Consider the following 26998-nt stretch of genomic DNA (forward strand, 5'->3'; position numbering starts at 1 on the left):
CGAGGGAGTGGCGATGACCGAGGTGACCGTCCGGGCGATGACCCCGGACGAGTTCGACAGCTGGCAGGAGGAACTGGCCGCCGGGTACGCACGGGAGCACGTCACGGCCGGCAACTGGACGGCCGAGGAGGCGCTCGACCGGGCCCGGGAGGCCAGTGCCGCCTTCCTGCCGCAGGGCATGACCACGCCCGGCATGCTGTTCCTGGTCGGCGAGCTGCCCGACGGGTCGCCGGTCGGCCGGCTGTGGATCGGCCTCACCCATCCGCGTGGGCTCGCCGGCTGCGCGTTCCTCTACGACATCGAGGTGGCCGCCGAGCACCGGGGCCGGGGCCTGGGGCGGGCGCTGCTCGCGGCGGGGGAGCGGGCGACCCGGGACCACGGCGCCGGGGCGCTGGAGCTGAACGTCTTCGGCGCCAACGAGACGGCGCGCAGGCTGTACGAGACGGCCGGCTACCGAGTGGTCACCCAGCAGATGCGCAAGGACCTGTCGTAGAGGTCCCTACAGGCGGGTGGTGGTCCGGATCAGGGCGGCGAGGGGCCGGGACCGGCTGTGCGGCGGCCAGGCGATCACGGTGGTCACCGCCGTCGCGTCCGGCACGGGCACGGCTGCCAGGTCGGCGAGCAGCAGCGACCGGCAGGACTCCGGCAGCACCACCGCGGTGCGGCCGAGCGCGATGAGTTGGAACAACTGGGCGTGGTCCCGGACCTCGGGGCCCGGACCGTCCGGATACGACCCGTCGGCCCGGGGCCAGCGCGGCATCGGCAGGCCGGTCAGCGTCTCCACCTCGGCCGTCAGCAGGTGCGGCCGCCGGGCCAGCGGATGTCCGGCCGGCAGGACCGCCACTTGCTGCTCGGTGACCAGTTCCTCGGTGTCCAGCCCGGTGGTCGAGTCGAACGGCAGGTGCAGCAGCGCCACGTCGGCCCGCCCGTCGCGCAGCAGCCGTTCCTGTTCGCCGATGCCGCACAGCAGCACCTCGACGGGGACCGCGTCCGGCTCGGCGGCGTACGCGTCGAGCAGTTTCGGCAGCAGTTCGCTGGATGCGCCCGCCTTCGTCACGAGCACCAGCCCGGCGCCGCCGTGCGCGGCCTGAGCGGCGCGGCGGGTGCGGCGGCCGGCGGCGTCCACCGCGTCCAGGGCGGCCCGGCCCTCCCGCAGCAGCACCGACCCGGCCGAGGTGAGCGCGACGCGGCGGCTGTCGCGTTCCAGCAGCGTCACGCCGAGACGCCGTTCGAGCTGGCGGATCGCCCGTGACAGCGGCGGCTGGGCGATGCCCAGGCGTCGCGCGGCGCGGCCGAAGTGCAGTTCCTCGGCGACCGCGACGAAGTAGCGAAGCTCGCGCGTCTCCATGCCGCCACCGTACCGCCGGGGCGATACCTTACGGGTATCGGTCGCTACCGAGGTGGTGTTGGAGGCCCGCGCGCCGCGCGGACAGGATCGAGACCATGAGCGAACGGACGATCGCGCTGGTGACCGGCGCGAACAAGGGAATCGGGTACGAGATCGCGGCCGGGCTTGGTGCGCTCGGCATGCGGGTGGGCGTCGGCGCCCGCGACGGCCAGCGGCTCGCCGAGGCGGTGGCGAAGCTGCGCGCGGACGGCGTGGACGCGTTCGGCGTACCGCTGGACGTGACCGACGACGCGAGCGTGACCGCCGCCGCCCGGCTGCTGGAGACGGAGGCCGGCGGCCTGGACGTGCTCGTCAACAACGCGGGCGTTACCGGCGGTACGCCGCAGCACCCCGGTGAGGTCGACCTCGCGACCATCCGGACGGCGGTCGAGGTGAACGTGATCGGGGTGGTCCGGGTGATCGAGGCGATGCTGCCGCTGCTGCGCCGCTCGGCCTCGCCGCGGATCGTCAACGTGTCCAGCGGTGTCGGCTCGCTCACCCGGCAGAGCGCGTCAACCGGCGAGGATCAGACCGGCCCGCTGTCGGTCGCGTACTCGCCGTCGAAGAGCATGCTCAACGCGGTGACGATCCAGTACGCGCGGGCGCTCGCAGGCACGAACATCCTCATCAACGCCGCCTGCCCGGGATTCACGGCGACCGACCTGAACGGCTTCCGGGGCGTGCGGACCGTGCAGCAGGGCGCGGCGACCCCGATCCGGCTGGCGACGCTGCCGGACGACGGGCCGACCGGCGGCTACTTCGAGGACGCGGGAGTCATCCCGTGGTGAGCGCCGCTCGTCAGCACCACATGACCGGGTTGCCGCTCGCCACCGACGCCGCGCACAGCCGCCGCAGCGGCTCCACGAGGTAGGCGAAGTCGTCGCCCGACCGGCTCCGGGTCCGCACCGCGAGTCGTTCGGGTGGCGGCTCGCCGTGCCCGCCCACCGGCCGCATCGCCACTGTCGTCCGCGTCCCGCCGACGGTGAACTCCACCCGGCCGCCGGGCAGCGGTCGCTGGGTGAACCGGGTGGCCCGGAACAGCGTGACCGGCGGGTCGGCCCGGTCGAGGACGAAGAAGCCGTCGGGGTCGACGCCGGCCTGGAAGCCCGGGCCGTACATGAACAACCCGCGGTAGTCCTCGACGTACTGCATCAGCACCCGGCCGGTCGCCTCGTCGATCAACTCCACCTCGTCGGTGATCCGGGCGGTGCCCGCGAACGCGTCCAGCTCGGCGAGCGCCACCGCCGCCCGGTCCGCCGGCAACGAGCCGCCGTTGACGTCCGGCAGCGCGGCGGCGAGCGTCGGGAAACGATGCTCGCCGGCCGCGCGCGACGCCTGCTGGAACAGGCGTACGCCGGACCAGTTGGAGACGCACTCGCTGACCAGCGCCATGTCCGGGTGCGGGCAGGCGTCCCCGGACATCCAGGCGCAGAAGGCGTCGTGCGCCGCCGCGTTGCCCTCCCAGGGTTGCAGCAGCGCGAGGCAGCCGTCCTCGTCATAGCCGACCGGGCCGACCGGGAACGGCGTGGCGAGGCCGTCCTGCCAGCACCGGCAGTACACGAAGGCGTCGAGTCCCACGCCGGCACGCTACCGATGCGCGCCCGGCGGCGCGCACCCGTTTCCGTCGGGTCAGGTGACGGCCAGCAGGACGGCGTCGCCGCGCGCCGCCGCGTCCCGGTAGAAGGTGCGCAGCGCGGTGAAGTGCGGCAGCAGGTAGCTGTCGAACTCGTCGTCGCCGTCGTCCCAGATGTGCGGGTAGATCTCGGCCTCGGACATGGCCGCCGGGTCGAAGCGGGCCCGCAGCGTGGCCTCGTCCACCGCGTCGAGCCCGGCGGCCACGGTGCGTACGGCGTCGGGCATGAGCAGCCGGGCCGGGCCCATGCCGTGGTCCGGCCCGATCGGGTCGCCGCCGACGATCGCCGGCCCGGCGTCGCCGCGGACCTCGTACGTGGTGCCGTTCAGCAGGTAGTGCAGGCCGTGCCACGCCTTGTCGAGGTCGAGTTCGTCCGGACCGCCGTCGAACAGTGCGCCGGCCGTCTCCGGGTCGGCCAGCACCGTCGCCAGTTGCTCGCCGGACAGCCGGCGTGCCGTGAACACCATGCCCATGTGGTCGTCTCCCGGGGTGGTCTGTCGCGATCGGCGGCAGCTTAGCGTGAGCGTCGGACACCCGTGCCATCATCGGCGGGTGGCGAGTGAATCCCGGCATCTCAGCGTCCACATCGACCGTCCGGTGGCGGAGGTCTACGACTTCGCCGCCGACCCGGCGAACCTTCCCCGCTGGGCGCCGGGGCTCGGCGGCTCGGTGGCCCGGGTCGACGGCCAGTGGTTCGTGGACACACCCGAGGGGCCGGCGCGGCTGACCTTCGCCCCGGCCAACGAGTACGGCGTGCTCGACCACGAGGTGCTGACGCCGTCCGGCGAGACGGTGTACGTGCCGCTGCGCGCGATCGCCGACGGCGGCGCGACCGAGGTGGTGTTCAGCCTGCGGCGGACGCCCGGCATGAGCGACGCGGACTTCGACCGGGACACCGCGCTCGTGGAGGCGGATCTGGCCCGGCTCAAGGCCGTGCTGGAGAACGCCGTCGGCTGACCGGCGCCCGTGGTCATTCCGTTCCGTGAGCGCCCGCCGGCACTCACGCCCGCTGAATGGGAATTGCGCCCCGGGCTCGGCCGGCGATCTGAGCGGGAAGTAATTCGGCGCACCTGTGCGCCGACGGTCGAAACCGGCCAGCGCAATCGGGCGAACGCAATTCGGTGATTCAGTCGCCGATCGCGTCCCGCATTCGTTCCCTCGTCCAGTATTCGGACGGATCGGTGGCGCCCGGGCTCGGGTTGTGCGTCGCGACCACCGGGCCGGGCGCGGGCCGCGCCGAGCCGCCGTCGCGCGTCGCGACGACCACGACGGCCGCGGCCACGGCGAGCGCCGCGACGGCGGCCGCGCCGAGCAGCACACGGTGTGACATGTCGCCTCCTCCGTACCGTTGGGCCGGTGCCGGTCCGCCTGGTGCCGGTCCGCCTGGTGCGCCGGGCGGCACACCAGGCGGACCGTCGTTCACCAGGTGTCGTTCGCGTACGTGTTGTAGAGCGTCCCCACCACTGCGGCGGAGAAGTACGGCGAGCCGTTCGTGTTCGACCCGCTCGAGTAACTCATCACCCCGTGCACGTCACCACGCCGGGTGGTGTCGTCATAGCTGTAGTACCACGGACCGCCGCTCGAACCACCCCCGAAGCCGCAGTTCATCTCGATCCGGTTGCTGCCCGCGTCGCGCGACGTGCCCGAGCAGACCCACTGGATCTCGCCGCTGTCCTTGTTGCTCGGGTAGCCGAAGATGTCGTAGTGGTACGCGCGGCCACCGCCGGTGAGCAGCCCGTTGGCGCCGACCGCGTCCACGATCGACCGGCTGCCGTAGACGAGCGCGACCGCCACGTCGTACTGCCGCTCGCGGGTGCTGATCCAGCCGCTCGGCACCGCGAGCGTGGACCAGTCCCAGGTGCCGTACGGCTGCGCGCCGTTGCGGTACGACGGCACGAACATCCAGTTCGCGGTGTGCCAGTCCCGGCCCGGCCCGTCGTGCACGCAGTGCGCGGCCGTGAAGACCATGTTGCGCGCCGGGCTGTTCACCACGCTCGCGGAGCAGTAGTGGCCCAGGCCGTCGGTCGAGCTGGTGTAGAAGATCTTCCCCACCGTGATCGACTCGTTCAGCTGGGTGCCGAAGCCGCTGCCGTCCTTCGGCGCCACCGCCTCCGCGAAGCGCCGCACCCGCTCCGTCGTGGGGCTCTGGGTGACCGGGCCGGCGGACTTCTCCACCTCGTCGGCCGGGGTGGCCGCCGCCATGCGCTCGGCCGTCCAGTAGGCCCTGGCCTGCGCGGACGATCCCGCCTTGCGCTCGATCGACGTGACAGTGGCCGGAGCGGCCGTGCCCGCGGTGGTGCCGGTGTCGGCGAGCGCCGGAGTGCCGGCGAGGATCGCCGGCAGGATCAGGGCCGGCAGGGCCAGAAGTCTGATCGTCGTCTTCATGAAATCCTTCCCAGTGTTCGATTCCCGGATCGAAACTGGAGCGCCCCGTGGTTCATCGCGATATCGGCAACGTATCGACGGTCTTCGGAGCGTGTCAACGAATCATGGACGTCGATTGTTGGCAGTGTCGGATGTGCGATGGGGGCGACGGAATTTCATCGAATTGCAATTCCGTAATGAGTGGTGTGCCGGCTTCGGCGGGCCGTTCGTTGCCGCCGGTCCGTGAGCGGCGTTCGACCTCGATGGCCTCGACGCCATGACGAAGGAACCGTCGACCGCCTCGTCGCGATCATCCACCCCGACAACACGCCCTCACGGCGGGTCGCGGAGCGGATCGGGCTGAGCTTCGAGCGCGCGATCACGTCCGAGTCGGGGGATCCGGTGCACGTGTACACCGCGCGCGGTTGGCCTGACCGGGCTCAGTGGCGGGTCGAGGTCAGGAACCGGGTCCACGCGGCCGGGGTGAAGGTGAGCACCGGCCCGGCCGGGTCCTTCGAGTCGCGTACGCCGACCACGCCGGGCAGGTTGCCGGCGACCTCGACGCAGTCGCGCCAGGTCGGTGATCTCGTCGCCGGTCAGCGGCTGGCCGATGAACGTGGCCCGGGCGTACGCCTCGGTCTGCAACAGGCCCGGCACCCAGGCCAGCTCGAACGTCCGCAGCGCGACCGCCTCGCGCTCGATGTCGACCGACGGGCGGAACCACACCGGCTCGCGGCGGCGGACCGCGTCCGGCCAGAGCGCCTCGATCGGCTGGCCCAGCAGGTTCGCGGCCGTCGCGCGGTGCCGGCTCTGCCCCGGTACGTGACCCAGCTCAGATTGTCGCTGCGGAAGATGACGACCGGATCGCTGTCGCGGTCGACGGTGCCGTCGGGGTTGAACTTCAACCTCATGACGGAGAGCGCCGACTCCTGCCCTCCGGCACGTTGACCGGCAGAAGGTCGCGTTGGTCGAAGACCTTCTTCGCGACGAAGGTGGCGTTGACGGCCTTGGGCATGCCGCAGTAGACGGCGGAGTGCAGCAACGCCTCGACGACCTCATCGGGAGTCAGGCCGACATTGAGGGCGGCGTTGATGTGGACTTCCAGCTGGGCCTCGCAGCCGCCGAGGGCGGTGAGCATGCCGAGGGTGACCAGTTGCCGGTCGCGCGGCGGCAGACCGGGGCGGTCATAAATTTCGCCGAAACCCCAGGCGACGACCTGGTGTCCGAGTTCCGGGTTGATGTCGGCGAGGGCGTCGATGACGCGCTGACCGGCTTCGCCGTCGACGCGGTTGAGGACCTCCATGCCGTGATCGAAGCGGTCCTGGCGAGTCTCGGCGGCGGGAGTGCTGCTCATGCAGGGGTCCGTTTCCGGCTGCTGGTCGAGCAGCCCTTCGCAGTGATTGAGTGTGTTGTCCATAGCCGTGGCATTGCGCTGCAGGCTGTGGATGCGCTCGGTGAGGTCGTGAGCGTCGGCTCCCGCTGCGGGAGAGCGTTTCCATCGGCCATGGAAGGAACATAGAACTTGGAGTGCGCTCCAGAGCAAGCCGCTCCTCGTAGCTCCCGTGCGAGGAGGTCGCGCTCCGCCTGCGCTGAGATGTCAGGAAGGGCCCCTTTTCAACAGACGTCTGTTGAAAAGGGGCCCTTCCTGACAAGCGGGTTCAGCTCGCGATCATGCGGCGCAGCACGTACTGCAGGATGCCGCCGTGCCGGTAGTAGTCCGCCTCACCCGGGGTGTCGATGCGGACCACGGCGTCGAACTCCACGCCGGTGTCGGTGGTGACCTTCACCGTGCGCGGGGTGTCGCCGTCGTTCAGCGCGGTGACGCCGCTGATCGAGAACGTCTCCGTGCCGGTCAGGCCCAGCGACTCGGCGGTCTCGCCGCCCGGGAACTGCAGCGGCAGCACGCCCATGCCGATCAGGTTCGAGCGGTGGATCCGCTCGTACGACTCGGCGATGACCGCCTTCACGCCCAGCAGCATGGTGCCCTTCGCCGCCCAGTCCCGCGACGAACCCGAGCCGTACTCCTTGCCGGCCAGGATGACCAGGGGGACGCCCGCCTCCTGGTAGGCCATCGAGGCGTCGTAGATCGAGGTCTGCTCGCCGGTCAGGTGGTTGACGGTGAAGCCACCCTCGACACCCGGCACGAGCTGGTTGCGCAGCCGGATGTTGGCGAACGTGCCCCGGATCATGACCTCGTGGTTGCCCCGGCGGGAGCCGTACGAGTTGAACTCGTGCCGGGCCACGCCGTGCTCGGCCAGGTACTTGCCGGCGGGGGAGTCCGCCTTGATCGAGCCGGCCGGGGAGATGTGGTCGGTGGTCACCGAGTCACCCAGCTTGGCCAGCACCCGCGCGTCGGCGATGTCCTGCACCGGGGTCGGCTCCTGCTGCATGCCCTCGAAGTACGGGGGCTTGCGCACGTACGTCGACTCGCCGTCCCAGGAGAACGTGTCACCGGTCGGGGTGGGCAGCGACTGCCAGCGCTCGTCACCGGCGAACACGTCGGCGTATGCGGCGCTGAAGCCGGTCGCGCCGATCGCGGAGGCGATGACGTCCTGGATCTCGGCGCTGTTCGGCCAGATCTCCCGCAGGTACACCGGGTTGCCCTGGGCGTCCTCGCCGATCGGCTCGTTGGCCAGGTCGATGTCCATGGTGCCGGCGAGCGCGTACGCGACCACCAGCGGCGGGGACGCCAGGTAGTTCATCTTGACGTCCGGGTTGATCCGGCCCTCGAAGTTGCGGTTGCCGGACAGCACCGACACGACGGCCAGGTCACCGTCGTTGACGGCGGCCGAGACCTCCTCCGGCAGCGGGCCGGAGTTGCCGATGCAGGTGGTGCAGCCGTAGCCGACCAGGTTGAAGCCGAGCTTGTCCAGGTACGGGGTCAGGCCGGCACGGTCGTAGTAGTCCATGACGACCTTCGAGCCCGGCGCCAGGGTGGTCTTCACCCACGGCTTGCGGGCCAGGCCCTTCTCCACCGCGTTACGGGCCAGCAGCGCGGCGCCGATCATCACCTGCGGGTTCGAGGTGTTGGTGCAGGAGGTGATCGCGGCGATCACCACGGCGCCGTGGTCCAGCTCGTACTCGACGCCGTCGGCGCCGGTCACGCGTACCGGGTTGCTGGCCCGGCCGCCCGCGCCCACCGCTGCCGTCTCCAGGTCGCGCGGCGCGTCCGCCGGGTCGTTCACGCCGTTGGCGGGGGAGTCGCTGGCCGGGAAGGACTCGGCCGACGCCTCGTCGGCCGGGCCGTCGGCGCCGAACGGCTTCTCCTGCTGCGGCACGCCCGGCTTGCGGCCCGGGTCGCCACCGGTCTCGTCGGCGGCCACGTAGTCGCTGAGCGCGGCGCGGAACAGCGTCTTGGCGCTGCCCAGCGGCACCCGGTCCTGCGGGCGCTTCGGGCCGGCCAGCGACGGCTCGATGGTGCCGAGGTCCAGCTCCAGGCGCTCGGAGTACTCCGGCTCGCGCTCCGGGTCGTGCCAGAGGCCCTGCTCCTTGGCGTACGCCTCGACCAGCGCCACCTGCTGCGGGTCCCGGCCGGTCAGCTCCAGGTAGCGGACGGTCTCGGCGTCGATCGGGAAGATCGCCACGGTCGAGCCGTACTCCGGCGACATGTTGCCGATGGTGGCGCGGTTGGCCAGCGGCACCGCGCTCACGCCCGGGCCGTAGAACTCGACGAACTTGCCGACCACGCCGTGCTTGCGCAGCATCTCGGTGATGGTCAGCACCAGGTCGGTGGCGGTGGTGCCGGCCGGCATCTCGCCGTGCAGCTTGAAGCCGACCACGCGGGGGATCAGCATGCTGACCGGCTGGCCGAGCATCGCGGCCTCGGCCTCGATGCCGCCGACGCCCCAGCCCAGCACGCCCAGGCCGTTGACCATGGTGGTGTGCGAGTCGGTGCCGACGACCGTGTCCGGGTACGCCTGGCCGTTGCGCTCCATGATCGTACGAGCCAGGTACTCGATGTTGACCTGATGCACGATGCCGGTGCCCGGCGGCACGACCTTGAACTCGTTGAACGCGGTCTGGCCCCAGCGCAGGAACTGGTAGCGCTCCTTGTTGCGCTCGTACTCCAGCTCGACGTTGCGCTCGAAGGCGTCCTCGCGGCCGAACAGGTCGGCGATGACCGAGTGGTCGATGACCAGCTCGGCCGGGGCCAGCGGGTTGACCTTGGTGGCGTCGCCGCCCAGGTCACGTACCGCCTCGCGCATGGTGGCCAGGTCGACCACGCAGGGCACGCCGGTGAAGTCCTGCATCAGCACCCGCGCCGGGGTGAACTGGATCTCCACGCTCGGGTCGGCGGTGGCATCCCACGCGCCGAGCTGCTGGATGTGGTCGGCGGTGATGTTCGCGCCGTCCTCGGTCCGCAGCAGGTTCTCCAGCAGGATCTTCAAGCTGTAGGGCAGCCGCTCGTGGCCCTCCACCTTGTCGATCCTGAAAATCTCGTAGCTCGCGTCTCCGACGCGTAGCTGGGTCTTCGCACCGAAGGTGTCGAGGCTCGCCACGTCGTACTCCTTCACACCAGCGACCGTGAGTAGTCCTGAGCAGTTTGTCGCACCGACCGGGGCGCTGCCCTGCTTAGGCAACACTTACCTGCGTCGGTCTTTACAAAACCGTACGTCCGTCTTGCTATTCACGCAACCTCGTGCCACGCTGCGGGACGAGGAGGTGCCACCATGATCCATCACGTCCTGCTCGCCTGCCCCCGCGGCTCCGAGGACGCGTCCCGCTCCTTCTACACCGGCCTGCTCGGCCTCACCGAGAAGCCCAAACCCCCGGCCCTCGCCGCCCGCGGCGGTTGCTGGTTCACCGGGTACGACGCCGAACTGCACCTGGGCGTCGAGGACGACTTCCGCCCCGCCCGCAAGGCACACCCCGCGCTGGTGCGTCCCGACCTGGACGAGCTGGCCGCCCGCCTGGACGCCGCCGGGCACGCCGTGACCTGGGGCGACGACGAGATTCCCGGCATGCGGCGGTTCCACACGTACGACCCGCACGGCAACCGGCTGGAGTTCCTGGCCCCCGCGGGCTGACGCCGGCGCGGGTAGGGTCGGCTGGTGGTCGACGTACAGCACTGGCTCGCCGCGCTCCCACCGGGCCTGATCTGCCTGCTGGTGGGCGTGGTGATCGGCGTGGAGAGCATGGGCATCCCGCTCCCCGGCGAGATCGTGCTGGTCAGCGCCGCCCTGCTCGCCGCCACCGGCGCGGTCGGGCCCGAGTGGGTGGCAGCCGCCGCGGCCACCGGCGCCATCGTCGGCGACTCCATCGGGTACGCGGTGGGCCGGCGCGGTGGCCGTCCCCTGCTGGAACGGCTCGGCCGGCGCTTCCCGAAACACCTCGGCCCGGCACACCTGGCCCGCGCCGAGCTGAGCTTCGCCCGGCACGGCGCCTGGGCGGTGTTCTTCGGGCGGTTCGTCGCGCTGCTGCGCATCCTCGCCGGCCCGCTCGCCGGCGCCCTGCGCGTGCCGTACCGCCGGTTCCTGGTCGCGAACGCGGCAGGCGGGCTGGTCTGGGCGTTCGGCACCACCTACCTGCTGTTCTACGTGGGGCAGGCCGCCGAGCACTGGCTCAAGGACATCTCCTGGGCCGGGCTGGTGCTGGCGGTGCTGGCCGGAGTGGTCAGCACCGCGTGGCTGCGCCGCCGCGCCAAGCGCCTGCACCCGTCCGAGACGCCCGACGCCCCGGAGCCGATCCCCGCAGCCGACCGCTGACGCTCACCCACCCGTCAGGGCGAGGAGTCGCCAAGACGCCGGCGGTCAAGGGGCGGTGAGCAGGTTGAGCAGGGAGTCGCGGGCGGTGCGGACGGCGGCGCGGGACTCCTCGGTGTGGTCCAGCGCGTCGAAGCCGTGCTGCCCGTTCGGCACGTCCACCACGTGCAGGGGGATGCCGCGCCGGCGCGCGACAGCGGTGAACGCCTCGATGGTGGGGGCGACCTCGGGACGTTCCCGCCCTGCCCGGGTCAGCACGAGCGTCGGCCGTGCCGCCTCCTCCACCCGCGTGGCGTCGACGGCCGCGTCGTCGGGGGAGACCGGGTTCGGTGGGGCGGTGCCGTCGCGGTCGGTGGGCTGGTCGAGGGCGTCGATCGGGCGGAAGCGCGGATCCACCGGCGGCCATCCGGGCAGCGGGGCCAGCAGCGGGTAGGTCGCGGCCACGCCGCGCAGCCAGGCGGGCGGGTCGCGGAGCCAGTCACCGAGCAGCAGGCCGGCGCCGGAGAAGAACCAGAGGCCGAGCCGGTCGGGGTCGACGCGCGGGTCGGCGCGGAGTTGTCCGGCGGCGTCGGACACCCGTGCGGCGACCGCGTGCATGTCGTCCGGGCTCGCGACGGTGAGCCGGGGGATCGCGGTCAGCACGCCGGCCTCGGCGAGCAGCGCGCCGTAGCCCCGGTAGAGCGGCCAGTCCCGCGCGTCGGGGGCGTCGGGCGGCCCCGGCACGCCGTGCACGACGACCACCGCGGGACGCCGGCCGTCGCCGGCGGGCACGTGCAGGTCGACGTCGCCGTGCCGCTCCACGGCGGCCGGTGGGGGATCGAGGACGAACGGGCTCTCCCAGAAAACGGTCCGCATCACTGCGATGGTAGAAGAACCGCCGCCACGAGACCGTCCGATCAGGACGGCGAGGCCTTGGCGTGCCGTTCGCGCAGCCGGTCCCGGACCTCCTCCGGCGTGTAGGCCCGGCGCCGCCGTTCCGCCCGGGCCACCACCACCCCGGTCGCCGCGACGCCGGCGAGGCCCGCGAGACCGAGTACCTTCCACCACCGCATCCGTTGCCGCATCCGCATAGGGTAGTCCTCCATGAGCATCAGCCTGGACGAGGCCGTGGAGCTGACCCGTACCGGCGATCTGTGGGTGTTCCGCGGACGCAGCGTGCCCGACCGGGCCATCCAGTTCACCACGAACAGCCCGGTGAACCACGTGGGCATGGCCGTGGTGCTCGACGACATGCCGCCGCTGATGTGGCACGCCGAGCTGGGCCGAACGCTACCGGACATGTGGACCGGCACCCACCAGCGCGGGGTGCAGCTGCACGACCTGCGGGACGCGGTCTGCGTCTGGGCCAACCGGTACGGCCAGCGGGGCTGGCTGCGCCAGCTCGAACCACCGGCCGACACCGCGATGGAGGAGGCGGTGCTGCGTACCGTGGCACGGCTGGACGGGACGCCGTTCCCGTCCACCGCGCAGCTCGCCTGGCGGTGGGCCCGGGGCCGGCTGCCGAACCCGCGCCTCCTGAACCTCGGCGCCATCAGGGGAAGGATCGGCGACCGGGACCGGGACCGGACCGGTCACGGGGGCGAGACCGCGGACGGGGGCAAGAACAGCGACAACGCGTTGGAGACGGCGTACTGCGCCGAAGTGGTGGCGGTGACCTACGAGGCGATGGGCCTGCTGCCCGCCGGCCGGCGGCCCAACTGGTACGACCCGGGCCGGTTCTGGAGCGGCGACGACCTCGCCCTCAGCGGCGGCGCGCACCTCGGCGCCGAGATCGAGGTGGAGGTCCGGCCGCGCTGACCAGGTTTGCCGTCGTCGCGGGCCGGTAATGAGGAGCGTCGTGACGGCTTCCACCGACCTCGACACGCTCACCGACTTCTTCGACCGGTACGGCGTGGCGCTGACCACCGCCGACGTGCCGGCCATCGCCGGCTGCTACGCCCTGCCCGGGCTGGTGGTCGCCGACACCTACAGCTTCTCGTTCACCTCGCCCGCGGCGGTGGCGCTCAGCTTCGTCGGCGCCGCCCCCGACTACCAGGAGCGGGAACTCGTCGCCGCCAACGCGCAGATCGAGGACGTGCAGCAGATCTCGGCGCTGCTCACCGAGGTGGCGGTGCGCTGGGAGTTCCTGGACAGCCAGGGCGGCGCGGTGCCCGGCGAGCGCTACCGCTACCTGTTGCGGGCCACCGACGACGGCCCGGTGATCTGCACCGTCATCCGTACCTCCTGAGCTGGTGGTGGGGGGGGGGGGGGGGGGGGGGGGGGGGGGGGGGGGCGCGGGCGGGGCCGGGGGGGGGGGGGGGGGGGCCGGGGGGGCGGGGCGGGCGGCGGGGGGGCCGCCCCCCCCCCGGGGGGGGGCGCCCGCCCCCGCCCCCCCCCCCCCGCCGCCGCCGGGGGGCGGCCGCCGCCGCCCCCCCCCCCCCCCCCCCCCCCCCCCCCCCCCCGACGGGCGTCAGCGGTGGTGGGCACCGGCCCAGCGCTCGGCCGCGGGGGCCGAGTGCAGACCGGGTTCGTGCAGGTCCTCCTCGGTGACCTGGCCGATCCGGCGGTACGTGTCCGGCCGGCTGGTGCGCAGCACCAGGCCCCAGAGCAGACCGGCCACACCCGCCGCCACCGGGATCGCCGGCAGCAGCCACTTCAGGTAGCTCGCGGTGTCGGGGGCGAGCAGCGCGTCGAAGTTGAACAGCAGCACCAGCAGCACGGCGGTGAGCAGGATCGTGCCGAGCGCCGGGGCGATCGTCCGCTGCCACGCGCTCTCCGGGCCGGGACGGCCGCGGAAGAAGCCCACCACGGATGCCGAGGTGAGCGTCATCAGCAGCACGACGCCCACCGCGGCCGCGCCGGACAGCCAGGTGAACAGGTCGATGACCGGGTCACGGCCGGTCATCGCGAACGCCAGGAACACCACCACGGCGAGCACGCTCTGCACCAGCGAGCCCGCGACCGGCGCGCCGCTGCGGCTGGAGGTGGCGCCGAGGAAGCCCGGCAGGACCCGCTCCCGGCCGAGCGCGAACAGGTAGCGCGCCACGCCGTTGTGGAACGACAGCAGGGCGGCCAGCACGCTGGTGATGAACAGGACGTTGGCGATGTCCGCGACGACCGCGCCGGTGTACTGGTCGAGCGCGCCGAAGATGATGCCCGGACCCGCCTCGGCGCTGGCCGCGGGGGCGTTCTCCGGACCGGTGAGCACGGTGAGCGCCCAGGCGGAGAAGGCGTAGAACAGGCCGGTGAACGCGACAGCGATGTAGGTGGCACGGGCCACCGTGCGCCGCGGATCCCTGACCTCCTCGCTGTAGATGGCGCCGCTCTCGAAGCCGGTGAAGGAGGCGATGGTGAACGCGAGCACCGCGCCGAAGCCGGCGCCGAACAGATGGCCGGGGCTGATGCCGGCGGTGGTCACGGCGCCGCCGTCCGGGTTGGCGAAGGCCACCAGATCGAAGATCAGCACGGCCACGCATTCGAGGATGAGCAGCACTGCGAGCACCGTGGCGTTGAGGTCGATGCGCAGGACACCGAGCGCGCCGATGAACACCCAGGCCAGCAGCGCCCAGACCCACCAGTCGAGCGTGATCCCGGTCTTGGCGTCCATGAAGTCGCCCAGGATCGAGCCGAGCAGGCCGTACAGACCGATCTGGATCGCGTTGTACGCGGCCAGTGCCACCGCCGAGCCGGCCACCCCGCCGGCCCGGCCGAGGCCGTTGGCGATGTACGCGTAGAACGCGCCCGCGTTTGCGACGTACCGGCTCATCGCGGCGTAGCCGGTGGCGAAGACGGCGAGTACGGCGGCGAGCAGCACGTATCCGAGCGCGGCGCCGATGTTGCCGCTGACCGCGTACATGGTGGTCACACCACCGCCGAGAACGGTCAGCGGGGCGGACGCCGCGACGGTGAAGAAGACGAGGTGAGCGGTGCCGAGACGACCGCGGCGCAGCCCACCGTCGGAGAAGAACGGATCGGAGGACAAGGCTTCTCCAGGGGAGGGGGTAAGGGGATTGACATGTCTACTTCGGAACAACGTGAAGCAGGGTATTGGTGATCACGTATTGTGACAACCCCGCTTCGATATCGATTTGGGGCGCGCGTGATCCGCCGGAATTGAGCTGTGCGTGGTCATGCCGTACCGTCCCGTGTCGACGATCACGGCCACCGTTCGAGGATGGACCATGACCTACCCCGGGGCGCAGGCCACTTACCGGCTTGCGGATGCGCTGTTCCTTATCGGACACGACGAGTTCACCGGCAAGCCACATGTCGCCGTCGACCGGCTGGAGTGCGGGCTGGCCGGCGCCGCGCTCGCCGAGCTGATGTTCGAGGGCCGGATCGCCCTCGACGGAGGGGGGATCGCCGCGGTGGACCCGCGGCTGTGGCAGGAGCCGCTCACCGACCTGCTGATCACCGAGATCCTGCGCCGCGAGGGAGCGCATCCGGCCCGGCTGTGGATCCGCTACCTGCGGACCCAGCTCAACATCAACGAACGGGTGGGCACCCGGCTGGTCACCGCCGGCGTACTCCGCCGCGAGCAGGGCAAGCTGATCGGCCGCGCGGTGCGCTGGCCGGCCAACGACCCGAACCAGGCGGCCTCACCGCGGGTGCGGCTGACCGCGATGCTGATGCACTCGTCCCCGGCCGAGCTGGACCCGGGCACGCTGCTGCTGGCGACGCTCGCCGAGGCGGTCGGGCTGGCCGCGCACATCTTCGACCCGCAGGTGGCCGCGCGGATGCGCGACTGCCGCCGGTTCCTGCCGGCGCAGCTCGACGGGCTGCTCGCCGCCGTCGTGGGCGCGCTCGACGTCAGCACCACGACGGTACGGCGATGACGTCCCGCCCCGGGCCGAGCCGGGGCGGGACGGCGCCGGTCAGGCCGGGTCGCGCCACATCGGGTAGAGGCTGGGGCCCTCCGGCAGGTCGAGCGTGACCGGACGACGCCGGAACCCGAGCCGCTCGTAGAGCTCGGCGTTGCGCGGCGAACTGGCCTCCAGGTACGCCGCCGTGCCGGCCTGATCCAGCTCGGCCAGCCTGTTACGCAGCAGCGCCGACCCGACGCCCTTGCCGTGATGGTCCGGGTGCACCCCGATGAAAGGCAGGTACCAGTGCGGCTCACCCGGGTGCCGGGCGCTCATCATCTCGTCCAGCACGGCGAACCGCTTCATGGCCTCCGCGCCGATCGCGGCCTCCATCCCGTCGAACTCGCCGCCGTCCTCGGCGTCGTGGCCCGTGCCGGTGGGCAGCCACAGCGTGGCGCCCAGCCCGTCACCGGCGACATATACCTCACCGGTGCGCAGCGCCAGCGCGACGAACGGTCGGAAGAATGCGGGATGGACCCGCGCACGGTGGTCGTCGGCCGGGAAGACCCATCCGCTCACCGGATCCCGCATGAAAGCCTCGGCGAGAATCGCTGTCACGACGGCGGCGTCCGCTGCGGACGCCCGCCGGATGTTGCCCTGCCACTCAGTCACTGGCTACCCGTCCTACCGGCTCGACGAGCCATTGTGGTCATTGATCGGCGTGCAAGGTATCAGGTGTGAGGCACCGGGCGGCAGGGCTCGAGCGCGATCCTCGCCGTGACCCGGTCCGGGTGGCTACTCTGGCCCGGACCCCGACAGGAGGACCATGTCCCGCATGCGTCGCCCCGGCCCGCAGCCCGGAGCCGCCATGACCTCGTCCCCCTGGATCCTCGTCGCCGCCGGGGTGCTCGTGATGGTGGTTCTGCTGGTGGTGGCGCTCGGTTCGGTGCGGGGCCGCAGCACGTTCCCGGCGGCCGGTCCGGCCGATCCGGTGATGTCGCTGCCCGGCACGCCGCTGACGCCCACGGCGGTCAGCGCCACCGGCCCCTCGCCGGTCGCCGCCACCGCGCCGGTGCCGGGCCTGTCGCCCCGGTCCACGATGCTGCCCGCCCGGCCGACGCCGGCCGCGCCGCCTCCGAGCCCGCGGGGCGTGGCCCGGCCGGTGCTGCCCTCGCCGCCGCCCTCGCCCGCGCCGCCCTCGGCGGTGGCCGGCCGGTACAGCGTGACGAGCTCCTTCGACGGCGGCTTCATCGGTGAGGTGCTGCTCGTCAACACCGCGCGTACGCCGCACGGCTGGACGGTGCGGGCGGTGTTCCCCGGTGGGCGGCTGGTCACCGCCTGGGTCGAGGGTGCCGAGCAGGGCGTGTTCGGCTTCGCCGACGGCGTGTTCACCTATCGCAGCGGATTCGACCTGGCCCCCGGGCAGTCCGTGCCGGTGCGGTTCCACATCGAGCGGGCCGGTACCCGGCCGGCGAGCTGCACCGTCGATGGCACGCCCTGCGCCGACAGGTAGGTCAGGCGGCCCGGGTCGGGTCCGACGGATGCGCCATCCTTGCAAGGTAACTGCTTTGTTACGACATGGTTTGCAAGGTATTGCAGAATGTTTCGGCGAGGGCTAGCGTGCGGGCGAATCAGCGACCAGAGAAAGGCCGTCGATGAAACCGCCGCCGATATCCCCCAAGGCGCTGCTCGCCCTGGTCACCTCCCTCGTGCTCACTCTCGTCGGCGTGCCGGTGGCCCTCCACCAGCTCGGCGCCGGCGCCACCGGCCCGGCCGCCACCCCCGACGTCCTGGCCGCCGGCAACGCTCCGCAGTGGAACCGCGAGCCGTCCCCGGACGCGCTGCTCAAGGCCGCCACCAACACGGCGAAGGCCGAGCAGTTCTACTTCGTCCTGCCCGACCGCTTCGCCAACGGTGACAAGCGCAACGACACCGGCGGCTTGACCGGCGGCCGGCTCACCACCGGCCTCGACCCGACCGACAAGGGCTTCTACCACGGCGGCGACCTCAAGGGCCTGATCGACCGGATGGACTACATCCAAGGGCTCGGCACCACCGCCATCTGGCTCGCGCCGATCTTCAAGAACCGGCCGGTGCAGGGCGCCGGCGCGGATGTCTCGGCCGGCTACCACGGCTACTGGATCACCGACTTCACCCAGGTCGACCCGCACTTCGGCACCAACGCCGAGTTGAAGAAGCTGGTCGATCTGGCCCACCGGCGGGGCATCAAGGTCTACCTCGACATCATCGTCAACCACACCGCCGACGTCATCCGGTACGCCGAGGACAAGTACGGCTACGTGGACAAGAAGACCGCCCCCTACCGCGACGCGCAGGGGCGTCCCTTCGAGGACCGCAACTACGCCGACGGCACGCGGAAGTTCCCGGCCGTGAACGAGAAGTCGTTCCCGTACACCCCGGTGTTCGCCACCCCGGCCGACGCGAAGGTCAAGGTGCCGGCGTGGCTCAACGACCCGACCATGTACCACAACCGCGGTGACTCCACCTTCGCCGGGGAGAACAGCGAGTACGGCGACTTCTTCGGCCTCGACGACCTGTGGACCGAGCGTCCCGAGGTGGTGCGCGGCATGACCGACATCTACGCCCAGTGGATCGGCAAGGTCGGCGTGGACGGGTTCCGTCTCGACACCGTGAAGCACACCAACCTCGACTTCTGGCCGCAGTTCGCCCGGGGCGTCGACGCCGCCGCCAAGAAGGCCGGCAAGAAGGACTTCTTCATGTTCGGCGAGGTCTACAGCGCCGAGCAGGAGATCCAGTCCACCTACGTACGGCAGGGCGGGCTGCCCGCCACGCTCGACTTCTCGTTCCAGGAGGCGGCCCGCGGGTACGCCGCCGCCGACGGCTCGGCCAAGTCGCTCGCCGACGTCTACGCCAAGGACGACCTGTACTCGGCGCGGGACACGAACGCCAACCGGCTCACCACGTTCCTGGGTAACCACGACATGGGCCGGATCGGCTCGTTCGTCGCCGCCGCCGGCGGTGACGACGCCACCCAGGTGAACCGCAGCCGGCTCGCCCACCAGCTCATGTTCCTCACCCGGGGCCAGCCGGTCGTCTATTCGGGCGACGAGCAGGGCTTCACCGGCCCGGGCGGTGACAAGGACGCCCGGCAGGACATGTTCGCCTCGCGGACCGCCGACTACCTCGACGACGACCTGATCGGCACCACCCGGACCCACGCCGCCGACCAGTACGACACCCGCCACCCGCTCTACCGGACCATCGCCGAGCTGGGCAGGCTGCGGACCGCGCACCCGGCGCTGCGCGACGGCGTGCAGGTGACCCGGTACGCGGCCGACGGGCCGGGCGTCTTCGCGTTCTCCCGCGTCCTGCCCGCCGACCGGGTCGAGTACGTCGCGGCGGTGAACAACGCCGCGACACCGCAGACTGTCACGGTGGACACCTGGTCGGCCGGCGCCCGCTTCACCGGCGTGTACGGCGGCGCCGCGGGCGCGACGGCCGGCGCGGACGGCAAGCTGAGCGTCACCGTGCCGGCCATGTCGGCGCTGGTGCTCAAGGCCGACCGGGCGATCCCGCAGGCCGGAGCCCCGACGATCACGATCACCGAGCCGGGCGGCGACCCGGTCCCCGGCAAGGTCGCCGTCACCGCCCAGGTCACCGGCGACCCGCTCGCCGCGGTCACGTTCGCCGCCCGGGTCGCGGGCGGGAAGTGGACGCTGCTCGGCAGCGCGCACCGCGCGCCGTACACGGTGCACCACGACCTGACCGGCCTGCCCGGCGGCACCCGGGTGGAGTACAAGGCGGTGGTCCGCGACGGCAAGGGCCGCACCGCCACCGCCCGTGCCACCGGGACCGTCGGCACCCCGGCGCAGGGCGCGTCGCGGGACTGGGCGATCGTGCACTACCAGCGCCCGGCCGGCGGGTACGACGACTGGCGGCTCTACGCCTGGGGTGACATCGACCCGGCGTACGTGACCGAATGGCCCGCCGGGCAGCCGTTCGCCGGCGAGGACTCCTACGGCCGGTTCGCCTGGGTCAAGCTCAAGCCCGGCGCGAAGACAGTCGGTTTCCTCGTTGTCGACGCCGACGGCAACAAGGACGTGGCGAACGACCGCACCATCGACGTGACGGCCACCGGCGAGGTCTGGGTCAAGCAGGGCGACCCGGCCCTCTACCCGACGCGGCAGGCCGCCACCGGCGAACCCGACCCGCCCGTCGCGCAGGACACCGCGCTGATCCACTGGCGCAAGGCCGACGGGAACTACGACGGCTGGGGTCTGCACCTGTGGGACGGCGCGGCCACCCCGACCGACTGGGCCGCCCCGCTCGAGCCGGAGAAGATCGACGCGTACGGCGCGGTGTTCCGGGTGCCGCTCGCGGCCGGGGCGGCCGGGCTGAGCTACGTCATTCACAAGGGCGACGAGAAGGACCAGCCCGAGGACCAGCGGCTCGACTTCGCCTCCGCCGGACGCGAGGTGTGGCTCCTGGCCGGTGTGAAGGGACGGCTGCTGCCGACCACCACGTCCGGCGCCGCCAAGGATCTCGACCTGACCAAGCAGAAGGCGCAGTGGATCGACAGGTCGACTGTGGCCTGGACGACCGGGCCGACCGACGGCAGGCGGTACGCGCTCGCCGTCGCCCCGGCCGGTGGGATCGGCCTCGCCGACGGCGAGCTGACCGGGACGTACACCACGATCCCGCTGGGGGCGCGGCGCAACGGGCTGACCGAGGCGCAACGGCAGGCGTACCCCCATCTCTGGGCCCATCGCGCCTTCACGCTGGATCGCGCCGACCTGGCCAGGGTGCCGGCGGCGCTGCGCGGCCAGATCGTGGTCACCGAACGGGACGCCGAGGGCGCGCTGCTCGCCGCCACCGGCGTGCAGATCCCCGGCGTGCTCGACGACGTCTACGCGGCGGCGACCGGCGCGAAGCTCGGCCCGACGTTCGCCGGCCGGGTGCCCACGCTGGCGGTGTGGGCGCCGACCGCGCGCACGGTGTCACTGGAGCTGTTCGACTCGCCCACGGCGCAGCCGGCCACCGTGGCGATGCGCCGCGACGACCGCACCGGCGTCTGGTCGGTCCGCGGCACGAAGGCGTGGAACGGCCGCTACTACCGCTACCGGGTGCAGGCGTGGCAGCCGGCCACGCAGAAGATGGTCACCGCGTCGGTGACCGACCCGTACTCGGTGGCGCTCGCGCCGGACTCCACGCACAGCCAGATTGTCGACCTCGCCGACCCGGCGCTCGCGCCGGCCGGCTGGGCGAACCTGCGCAAGCCGGCCGCCCCGCCGGCGGCGAAGGTGCAGATCTCCGAGCTGTCGGTGCGGGACTTCTCCATCGCCGACACCACTGTCCCGGCCGACCGGCGGGGCACCTACCTGGCGTTCACCGACCCGGACACCGCCGGTATGAAGCATCTGCGCAAGCTCGGCGACGCCGGGGTCAACCACCTGCACCTGCTGCCGGCCTTCGACTTCGCCACCATCCCGGAGAAGCGGGCCGACCAGGCCCGGCCGGACTGCGACCTGGCCGCGCTGCCGCCGGACTCCGACAAGCAGCAGAAGTGCGTCGCGGCGGTCGCCGGCACCGACGGCTACAACTGGGGGTACGACCCGCTGCACTACACGGTGCCCGAGGGCGGGTACGCCACCGACCCGGACGGCGCGAAGCGCACCACCGAGTTCCGCCAGATGGTCGCCGGAGTGAACAAGGCCGGCCTGCGGGTGGTCATGGACGTGGTCTACAACCACACCTCGGCCGCCGGCGCCGACCCGAAGTCGGTGCTCGACCAGGTGGTGCCGGGCTACTACCACCGGCTCCTCGACGACGGGACCGTCGCCAACTCCACCTGCTGCGCCAACACCGCGCCGGAGCACGCCATGATGGGCAAGCTCGTGGTGGACTCGCTCGTCACCTGGGCCAAGGCGTACAAGGTCGACGGTTTCCGGTTCGACCTGATGGGCCACCACCCGAAGGCGAACATCCTGGCCGTACGGGCCGCGCTGGACAAGCTCACGCTCGCCCGCGACGGCGTGGACGGGCGGAAGATCCTGCTCTACGGCGAGGGCTGGAACTTCGGCGAGGTCGCCGACGACGCCCGGTTCACCCAGGCCACCCAGGCCAACATGGCCGGCACCGGCGTCGGCACGTTCAACGACCGGCTCCGCGACGCGGTGCGCGGCGGTGGCCCGTTCGACGCCAACCCGCGCGTGCAGGGCTTCGCCTCGGGCCTCTACACGGACCCGAACGGCGACGAGGTGAACGGCTCGGCCGCGGAGCAGCGGGCCCGGCTGCTGCACCAGCACGACCTGATCAAGGTGGGGCTGACCGGAAACCTGCGCGGCTACCGGTTCACCGACTCCACCGGCAAGCGGGTCACCGGCGCGCAGGTCGACTACAACGGCGCTCCGGCCGGGTACACTGCCGCGCCGGGCGAAGCGGTCACCTACGTCGACGCCCACGACAATGAGATCCTCTACGACGCGCTGGCCTACAAGCTGCCGCAGGGGACCTCGGCGCAGGACCGGGCCCGGATGCAGGTGCTCGCGCTGTCGACCACGGCGCTCGGGCAGGGCGCCGGATTCGTGACCACCGGCTCGGAGCGGCTGCGCTCGAAGTCGCTGGACCGCAACTCCTACAACTCCGGGGACTGGTTCAACCAGATCCGGTGGGACTGCGCCCAGGGCAACGGGTTCGGTGCCGGCCTGCCACCGGAGGCCGACAACAAGGACAAGTGGTCGTACGCGAAGCCGCTGCTCGCCGACCCGTCGCTGGTACCGGACTGCGCGGCGGTCGAACTGGCCGACGCCCGGTACGCGGAGCTGCTGCGCATCCGCCGGTCCTCGCCGGTGTTCGGCCTCGACACCGCCGAGCAGGTGCAGAAGCGGGTGGCGTTCCCGCTGTCCGGAACGAAGGAGACGCCGGGTGTGCTCACCATGACGCTCGACGCGCGCGGGCTGGACGGGAAGTGGAAGTCGGTGACTGTCGTCTTCAACGCCACCCCGGAGACGGCGAAGCAGACGGTCACCGGGCTGCGCGGGGCGAACGTGGCGCTGCACCCGGTGCTGCGGAACTCGGCCGACCCGGCGCTGCGTGCCGCGTCGTTCGACCGGGGCGCCGGCACGTTCACGGTGCCCGCGCGCAGCGTGGCGGTGTTCGTCCAGAGCTGACCGTACGGCCGACCGGCCCCCCGCCACGTCACGTGGCGGGGGGCCGGTCGCACACCCCGGGACCGTCAGGTCAGTTGAAGCAGTCCTCGACGGTGTTGGCGCAGTTGGTGGGGTCGTTGTCGCTGATGAGGGACTTGTCGTCGAGCTTGACGCGTCCTTCGTTGTTGAGGACGCCGCCGGCTACCCGGTGGAGCTTGCTGGAGTCGGTGGCGGTGTTCTTGGTGACTGTGGTCTTGGTCAGGGTGATCTTCGCCTTGTTGTTGAAGATGCCGCCGCCGTTGAGGGCGGTGTTGCCCTTGATGTGGGTGTCGCGGATGGTGAGGGTGGCGTTGTCGTCCTTGTCCTGCGGGCGGACGAGGAAGCCGTCCTCGATCTTGATGAGCCACTCGCCGTTGTAGATGCCGCCACCGAACCGGTTGGCCGTGTTGTCGACGATCTTGCTGTCGGAGATCGTGGCGCTGGCGTGCTCCTTGTTGTTCGGGAAGCCCCAGTGCTTGCCACCGGTGACCACCACGCCGCCGCCGTTGCCGTCCGCGTGGTTCTTGGCGACGTGCACCTTGTCCAGGTCCAGGTCGGTGCTCTCGGCGTAGACGCCGCCGCCGTTCTCGCAGGCGGTGTTGCCCGTGATGGCGGTGAAGGACACGGTGACGGTGCCGCCGCTGCTGAACAGGCCGCCGCCGTTCTTGCCGGCGTGGTTGTCCGACAGGCTCGACTCGACGCCGTCCTTCCCGTGGTCGGAACCGAAGATCTCGACGATGCCGGCCTCGTTGTGCTTGGCCTTCGGGTCGTAACCCTGCGGCGCGGCGGAGGCCCCCGGGCCGTGCTCACCGGACAGGCCGCTGCCGTTGGCGACGCCGCCGCCGTTGCCGCCTGCGGTGTTGTCGTCGACGTGGGTGGTCTCAACCTTGAGGATGCCCTCGTTGTAGATGCCGCCGCCGTCGCCCTGGGCGTGGTTGTCGACGACCTTGCTGCCCTTCAGCCAGGTGCGGCCGTAGTTGGCCAGGGCGCCGCCGTCGCCTTCGGCGCTGTTGTCGACGAGCTTGACGTTGTCCAGGTAGGCGCTGCCGCCGCGCTCGACGAGCAGCGCGCCGCCGTCGCCCTCGACCCGCTTGTCGTCGTCCTTGCCACCGTTCATGCCGTCGGCGACGGGCGTGACGGTGGCGGCCGTGGTCGCTACCGCCGGAGCGGCGGCCGGGGCCGCGACAGCCGGGGCGGCCGGGGCCGCGACAGCCGGAGCGGCGGCCGACGGCTGGCCGCCGCCGGGGTACTTGAACTCGTTGGCGTTTCCGCCCTTGATGGTGAGGTCCTTGAGGGTGAGGTCGCCGCCGTCGGCGACGCGGAAGATGCGGAAGGTGTCTTCGGCGTCGCGCTTGATGGTGGAGCCGTTGCCCTTGATGGTGACGTCCTGCTTGATCTCGGGCAGGGCGGAGCCGACCTTGCGGTCCTTGACGCCGAGTTCGTAGGTGCAGTTCTCGGCGAGCTTCAGGCTGCCGCCGTGGTCGCGGTTGGCCAGTTCGAGGGCGTCGATCAGGGCGTCGTCGTCGCAGGCGACCTCACGGACCTCGCCGTGGCCGTCCTTGCCGTCCTTGCCCCAGTCGCCCTTGTCCGGGCCCCACTCGCCGCGGTCGTGGCCTTCCTGGCCACGGTCCTTGCCGTCCTTGCCGTGCTCGTCCTTGCCGTGCTCGTCCTTGCCGTAGTCGTCGCGGCCGTGCTCGTCCTTGCCGCCCTTGTCGCCGTGGTCGTCGTCGCTGACCTGCTGCGTGGTCGACCACTTCACGTCGGCGAGCCGGTGGGGTCCGGTGGCCCCGGTGGTCGCATAGGCCACGCCGGCGAGGCTGACCGCTCCGGTCAGGCCCACGACGCCGGCGGCGAGCCACATCCGGCGACGCCGGAGCGGGGAGATGGTCTTGCTGGTGGCGTCATCGTTATCGCGAAGGTAGTTGGACATCGGAGCTCTCTGCCCTCTCCTTGTATCTGACAAGGTCGCTTCGCCCTGGCGAGGCGGCCTTTGCTACAAATCGGTTGTAGCTGCTGAAGACGACCGTATGAGAGCCTTCTTCGCCTCGTGGCTATATACGAGAAAAACCCGCATAAGGGTGCGGGTGGGATGGCGGGGGCAGGGCGGCCCTGACGCCCCGGCAGGGGACAACGCGGCCGGCCGGGGTGGGAGCCCTCCCCGCGCGCCGACGGGCGTAAGGAGGGCTCCCCGGTTATGTGGTGGTTCGGATCAGTTGAAGCAGTCCTCGACGGTGTTGGCGCAGTTGGTGGGGTCGTTGTCGCTGATGAGGGACTTGTCGTCGAGCTTGACGCGTCCTTCGTTGTTGAGGACGCCGCCGGCTACCCGGTGGAGCTTGCTGGAGTCGGTGGCGGTGTTCTTGGTGACTGTGGTCTTGGTCAGGGTGATCTTCGCCTTGTTGTTGAAGATGCCGCCGCCGTTGAGGGCGGTGTTGCCCTTGATGTGGGTGTCGCGGATGGTGAGGGTGGCGTTGTCGTCCTTGTCCTGCGGGCGGACGAGGAAGCCGTCCTCGATCTTGATGAGCCACTCGCCGTTGTAGATGCCGCCACCGAACCGGTTGGCCGTGTTGTCGACGATCTTGCTGTCGGAGATCGTGGCGCTCGCCTCGCCGTCGGCCTTCTCGGCCCCGGTGGGCGTCCAGTCCCGCCCGCCGGTCGTCACCACGCCGCCGCCGTTGCCGTCCGCGTGGTTCCCGGCCACGAGGACCCTCTCCAGGTCCAGGTCGGTGCTCTCGGCGTAGACGCCGCCACCGTTGTCGCAGGCGGTGTTGCCCGTGATCGCGGTGAACGAGACGCTGACCCAGCCGCCGCTGCTGAACAGGGCGCCACCGTTGTGGCCGGCCCGGTTGCGGCTCAGGGTGCTCGGTGTGGCGTCCTTCCCCTCGTACGCCCCGATGATCTCGACGGTGCCCGCGTGCTGCCTGCCGTGCTCGCCCTTGTCGGCCTTCGCGGCCGACGCGAGGTCGACCGGCCCGTCGTGGTGGGCGCCGCTGCCGTTGGCGACGCCGCCGCCGTTGCCGCCTGCGGTGTTGTCGTCGACGTGGGTGGTCTCGACCTTGAGGATGCCCTCGTTGTAGATGCCGCCGCCGTCGCCCTGGGCGTGGTTGTCGACGACCTTGCTGTCCATCAGCCAGGTGCGGCCGTAGTTGGCCAGGGCGCCGCCGTCGCCTTCGGCGCTGTTGTCGGCGAGCTTGACGCCGTGCAGGTGAGCGCTGCCGCCGCGCTCGACCAGGAGCGCGCCACCGTCACCCTCGACCCGCTTGGCGTCCAGCTCGGCCGCCTTCGGCGCGGACGGCCCGGGGTACTTGAACTCGTTGGCGTTTCCGCCCTTGATGGTGAGGTCCTTGAGGGTGAGGTCGCCGCCGTCGGCGACGCGGAAGATGCGGAAGGTGTCTTCGGCGTCGCGCTTGATGGTGGAGCCGTTGCCCTTGATGGTGACGTCCTGCTTGATCTCGGGCAGGGCGGAGCCGGCCTTGCGGTCCTTGACGCCGAGTTCGTAGGTGCAGTTCTCGGCGAGCTTCAGGCTGCCGCCGTGGTCGCGGTTGGCCAGTTCGAGGGCGTCGATCAGGGCGTCGTCGTCGCAGGCGACCTCACGGACCTCGCCGTGGCCGTCCTTGCCGTCCTTGCCCCAGTCGCCCTTGTCCGGGCCCCACTCGCCGCGGTCGTGGCCTTCCTGGCCACGGTCCTTGCCGTCCTTGCCGTGCTCGTCCTTGCCGTGCCCCTCGTCGCGCTTGCCGCTGTCGGAGTCGTTGCCGGCGTTCTGGGGAGCCGCGGCGTGGTTGTCCGCCACCGGCTCGGTGCCGGACCTGTCGTCGCGGGCGGCGAGGCCGCCGAGCGCCGCCAGCCCGACCACGCCGGTCAGCCCGGCCACGCCGGTGGCGACCCAGAGCGCCCGCCGCCTGCTGGTCCGCGGCGGAGGCGCCATCGGAGCGCCGCCGTCGGGTGTCGTTACGTCGTTCGACATG

General features: G+C 71.7%; 23 protein-coding genes and 2 pseudogenes. 10 read left to right on the forward strand and 15 right to left on the reverse strand.

The window, feature by feature from the left end:
* Positions 1–13 precede the first annotated feature (13 nt).
* Complete coding sequence (locus ACFYON_RS01200; RefSeq protein ID WP_354872555.1) at positions 14–493, forward strand: GNAT family N-acetyltransferase; 480 nt, start codon at positions 14–16, stop codon at positions 491–493.
* Between the two features lie 6 nt (positions 494–499).
* Here the strand turns inward: ACFYON_RS01200 and ACFYON_RS01205 are convergent, their stop codons facing one another.
* Positions 500–1348: a LysR family transcriptional regulator gene (locus tag ACFYON_RS01205; RefSeq protein ID WP_355094769.1), complete on the reverse strand. Its 849-nt coding sequence runs from the start codon at positions 1346–1348 to the stop codon at positions 500–502.
* A 95-nt stretch (positions 1349–1443) separates the two neighbouring features.
* Between ACFYON_RS01205 and ACFYON_RS01210 the strand changes: the two genes are divergently transcribed.
* Positions 1444–2175 (forward strand): SDR family oxidoreductase, encoded by a 732-nt coding sequence (locus ACFYON_RS01210; protein ID WP_354872549.1) that lies wholly within the window; start codon positions 1444–1446, stop codon positions 2173–2175.
* A gap of 10 nt (positions 2176–2185) precedes the next feature.
* Here ACFYON_RS01210 and ACFYON_RS01215 read toward each other — a convergent pair whose 3' ends face one another.
* Positions 2186–2965 (reverse strand): hypothetical protein, encoded by a 780-nt coding sequence (locus ACFYON_RS01215; RefSeq protein WP_354872546.1) that lies wholly within the window; start codon positions 2963–2965, stop codon positions 2186–2188.
* 51 nt (positions 2966–3016) lie between these two features.
* Positions 3017–3493, reverse strand: coding sequence for a YfbM family protein (locus ACFYON_RS01220; protein ID WP_354872543.1), 477 nt, complete (start codon positions 3491–3493; stop codon positions 3017–3019).
* Positions 3494–3572: 79 nt separating this feature from the next.
* Here ACFYON_RS01220 and ACFYON_RS01225 point away from each other — a divergent pair, with 79 nt between their 5' ends.
* Positions 3573–3977 carry an SRPBCC family protein gene (locus ACFYON_RS01225; RefSeq protein ID WP_354872540.1) on the forward strand — a complete coding sequence of 135 codons (405 nt, stop codon included), beginning with the start codon at positions 3573–3575 and terminating at the stop codon, positions 3975–3977.
* Between the two features lie 169 nt (positions 3978–4146).
* Here ACFYON_RS01225 and ACFYON_RS01230 read toward each other — a convergent pair whose 3' ends face one another.
* From ACFYON_RS01230 to ACFYON_RS01255, 6 genes and pseudogenes are all read right to left on the reverse strand, one after another.
* Positions 4147–4350, reverse strand: a complete 204-nt coding sequence (locus ACFYON_RS01230; RefSeq protein WP_091420317.1) for a hypothetical protein — start codon at positions 4348–4350, stop codon at positions 4147–4149.
* A gap of 89 nt (positions 4351–4439) precedes the next feature.
* The gene (locus ACFYON_RS01235) at positions 4440–5405 is read right to left on the reverse strand and encodes a hypothetical protein (protein ID WP_354872537.1); all 966 of its coding nucleotides are present in this window, start codon (positions 5403–5405) and stop codon (positions 4440–4442) included.
* Between the two features lie 419 nt (positions 5406–5824).
* A pseudogene (locus ACFYON_RS01240) lies at positions 5825–5953 on the reverse strand (DUF397 domain-containing protein); the annotation flags it as partial.
* Positions 5919–6227 (reverse strand): annotated as a pseudogene (locus tag ACFYON_RS01245) (Scr1 family TA system antitoxin-like transcriptional regulator); the annotation flags it as partial. The pseudogenes ACFYON_RS01245 and ACFYON_RS01240, both read right to left, overlap by 35 nt.
* A 64-nt stretch (positions 6228–6291) precedes the next feature.
* A complete protein-coding gene (locus ACFYON_RS01250) occupies positions 6292–6801 on the reverse strand; it encodes a carboxymuconolactone decarboxylase family protein (protein WP_354872534.1) in 510 nt (169 codons plus the stop codon).
* Positions 6802–7042: 241 nt separating this feature from the next.
* Complete coding sequence (locus ACFYON_RS01255) at positions 7043–9898, reverse strand: aconitate hydratase (protein WP_354872531.1); 2856 nt, start codon at positions 9896–9898, stop codon at positions 7043–7045.
* A 156-nt stretch (positions 9899–10054) separates the two neighbouring features.
* Between ACFYON_RS01255 and ACFYON_RS01260 the strand changes: the two genes are divergently transcribed.
* Both ACFYON_RS01260 and ACFYON_RS01265 read left to right on the forward strand, forming a co-directional pair.
* On the forward strand, positions 10055–10411 hold the full coding sequence (locus ACFYON_RS01260) for a VOC family protein (RefSeq protein WP_354872528.1): 357 nt from the start codon (positions 10055–10057) through the stop codon (positions 10409–10411).
* Positions 10412–10435: 24 nt separating this feature from the next.
* Positions 10436–11089, forward strand: a complete 654-nt coding sequence (locus tag ACFYON_RS01265) for a DedA family protein (protein WP_387189604.1) — start codon at positions 10436–10438, stop codon at positions 11087–11089.
* 45 nt (positions 11090–11134) lie between these two features.
* Here ACFYON_RS01265 and ACFYON_RS01270 read toward each other — a convergent pair whose 3' ends face one another.
* Together ACFYON_RS01270 and ACFYON_RS01275 are read right to left on the reverse strand one after the other, a co-directional pair.
* A complete protein-coding gene (locus tag ACFYON_RS01270) occupies positions 11135–11941 on the reverse strand; it encodes a hypothetical protein (protein ID WP_354872522.1) in 807 nt (268 codons plus the stop codon).
* Positions 11942–11982: 41 nt separating this feature from the next.
* On the reverse strand, positions 11983–12171 hold the full coding sequence (locus tag ACFYON_RS01275; protein ID WP_354872849.1) for a hypothetical protein: 189 nt from the start codon (positions 12169–12171) through the stop codon (positions 11983–11985).
* Between ACFYON_RS01275 and ACFYON_RS01280 the strand changes: the two genes are divergently transcribed.
* Both ACFYON_RS01280 and ACFYON_RS01285 read left to right on the forward strand, forming a co-directional pair.
* Positions 12170–12883 carry a hypothetical protein gene (locus ACFYON_RS01280; protein WP_354872520.1) on the forward strand — a complete coding sequence of 238 codons (714 nt, stop codon included), beginning with the start codon at positions 12170–12172 and terminating at the stop codon, positions 12881–12883. The two genes, ACFYON_RS01275 and ACFYON_RS01280, sit on opposite strands and share 2 nt — an antisense overlap.
* A gap of 40 nt (positions 12884–12923) precedes the next feature.
* Positions 12924–13313 carry a hypothetical protein gene (locus ACFYON_RS01285; protein WP_354872518.1) on the forward strand — a complete coding sequence of 130 codons (390 nt, stop codon included), beginning with the start codon at positions 12924–12926 and terminating at the stop codon, positions 13311–13313.
* Positions 13314–13535: 222 nt separating this feature from the next.
* On the opposite strand, the gene ACFYON_RS01290 is transcribed toward ACFYON_RS01285, so the two are convergent.
* Positions 13536–15047, reverse strand: coding sequence for an APC family permease (locus ACFYON_RS01290; RefSeq protein ID WP_354872516.1), 1512 nt, complete (start codon positions 15045–15047; stop codon positions 13536–13538).
* A gap of 199 nt (positions 15048–15246) precedes the next feature.
* On the opposite strand from ACFYON_RS01290, the gene ACFYON_RS01295 reads away from it, so the two are divergent.
* A complete protein-coding gene (locus ACFYON_RS01295) occupies positions 15247–15900 on the forward strand; it encodes a GPP34 family phosphoprotein (protein ID WP_354872513.1) in 654 nt (217 codons plus the stop codon).
* A gap of 39 nt (positions 15901–15939) precedes the next feature.
* On the opposite strand, the gene ACFYON_RS01300 is transcribed toward ACFYON_RS01295, so the two are convergent.
* Positions 15940–16539, reverse strand: coding sequence for a GNAT family N-acetyltransferase (locus ACFYON_RS01300; RefSeq protein ID WP_354872511.1), 600 nt, complete (start codon positions 16537–16539; stop codon positions 15940–15942).
* 196 nt (positions 16540–16735) lie between these two features.
* Here ACFYON_RS01300 and ACFYON_RS01305 point away from each other — a divergent pair, with 196 nt between their 5' ends.
* Together ACFYON_RS01305 and pulA are read left to right on the forward strand one after the other, a co-directional pair.
* Entirely contained in the window at positions 16736–17380 is a 645-nt protein-coding gene (locus ACFYON_RS01305) for a cellulose binding domain-containing protein (RefSeq protein WP_354872509.1), read from the forward strand.
* A gap of 142 nt (positions 17381–17522) precedes the next feature.
* Positions 17523–23018 carry a pullulanase-type alpha-1,6-glucosidase gene (pulA, locus tag ACFYON_RS01310; RefSeq protein ID WP_387320443.1) on the forward strand — a complete coding sequence of 1832 codons (5496 nt, stop codon included), beginning with the start codon at positions 17523–17525 and terminating at the stop codon, positions 23016–23018.
* A 70-nt stretch (positions 23019–23088) separates the two neighbouring features.
* Here the strand turns inward: pulA and ACFYON_RS01315 are convergent, their stop codons facing one another.
* Complete coding sequence (locus ACFYON_RS01315) at positions 23089–24966, reverse strand: hypothetical protein (protein ID WP_387320444.1); 1878 nt, start codon at positions 24964–24966, stop codon at positions 23089–23091.
* 279 nt (positions 24967–25245) lie between these two features.
* A complete protein-coding gene (locus tag ACFYON_RS01320; protein ID WP_387188755.1) occupies positions 25246–26997 on the reverse strand; it encodes a hypothetical protein in 1752 nt (583 codons plus the stop codon).
* Position 26998 lies beyond the last annotated feature (1 nt).

Source organism: Micromonospora sp. NPDC005686, assembly GCF_042871665.1.
In the GTDB taxonomy this organism is placed as follows: domain Bacteria; phylum Actinomycetota; class Actinomycetes; order Mycobacteriales; family Micromonosporaceae; genus Micromonospora.

What these genes read in the sequence shown, in the direction of transcription:
- ACFYON_RS01250 (WP_354872534.1), bottom strand. Translation starts at nt 6,801, where the DNA reads ATGGACAACACACTCAATCACTGCGAAGGGCTGCTCGACCAGCAGCCG.
- ACFYON_RS01305 (WP_354872509.1), top strand. Translation starts at nt 16,736, where the DNA reads ATGACCTCGTCCCCCTGGATCCTCGTCGCCGCCGGGGTGCTCGTGATG.
- pulA (WP_387320443.1), top strand. Translation starts at nt 17,523, where the DNA reads ATGAAACCGCCGCCGATATCCCCCAAGGCGCTGCTCGCCCTGGTCACC.
- ACFYON_RS01205 (WP_355094769.1), bottom strand. Translation starts at nt 1,348, where the DNA reads ATGGAGACGCGCGAGCTTCGCTACTTCGTCGCGGTCGCCGAGGAACTG.
- ACFYON_RS01315 (WP_387320444.1), bottom strand. Translation starts at nt 24,966, where the DNA reads ATGTCCAACTACCTTCGCGATAACGATGACGCCACCAGCAAGACCATC.
- ACFYON_RS01210 (WP_354872549.1), top strand. Translation starts at nt 1,444, where the DNA reads ATGAGCGAACGGACGATCGCGCTGGTGACCGGCGCGAACAAGGGAATC.
- ACFYON_RS01230 (WP_091420317.1), bottom strand. Translation starts at nt 4,350, where the DNA reads ATGTCACACCGTGTGCTGCTCGGCGCGGCCGCCGTCGCGGCGCTCGCC.
- ACFYON_RS01295 (WP_354872513.1), top strand. Translation starts at nt 15,247, where the DNA reads ATGACCTACCCCGGGGCGCAGGCCACTTACCGGCTTGCGGATGCGCTG.
- ACFYON_RS01200 (WP_354872555.1), top strand. Translation starts at nt 14, where the DNA reads ATGACCGAGGTGACCGTCCGGGCGATGACCCCGGACGAGTTCGACAGC.
- ACFYON_RS01280 (WP_354872520.1), top strand. Translation starts at nt 12,170, where the DNA reads ATGAGCATCAGCCTGGACGAGGCCGTGGAGCTGACCCGTACCGGCGAT.
- ACFYON_RS01235 (WP_354872537.1), bottom strand. Translation starts at nt 5,405, where the DNA reads ATGAAGACGACGATCAGACTTCTGGCCCTGCCGGCCCTGATCCTGCCG.
- ACFYON_RS01260 (WP_354872528.1), top strand. Translation starts at nt 10,055, where the DNA reads ATGATCCATCACGTCCTGCTCGCCTGCCCCCGCGGCTCCGAGGACGCG.
- ACFYON_RS01275 (WP_354872849.1), bottom strand. Translation starts at nt 12,171, where the DNA reads ATGGAGGACTACCCTATGCGGATGCGGCAACGGATGCGGTGGTGGAAG.
- ACFYON_RS01320 (WP_387188755.1), bottom strand. Translation starts at nt 26,997, where the DNA reads ATGTCGAACGACGTAACGACACCCGACGGCGGCGCTCCGATGGCGCCT.
- ACFYON_RS01270 (WP_354872522.1), bottom strand. Translation starts at nt 11,941, where the DNA reads ATGCGGACCGTTTTCTGGGAGAGCCCGTTCGTCCTCGATCCCCCACCG.
- ACFYON_RS01220 (WP_354872543.1), bottom strand. Translation starts at nt 3,493, where the DNA reads ATGGGCATGGTGTTCACGGCACGCCGGCTGTCCGGCGAGCAACTGGCG.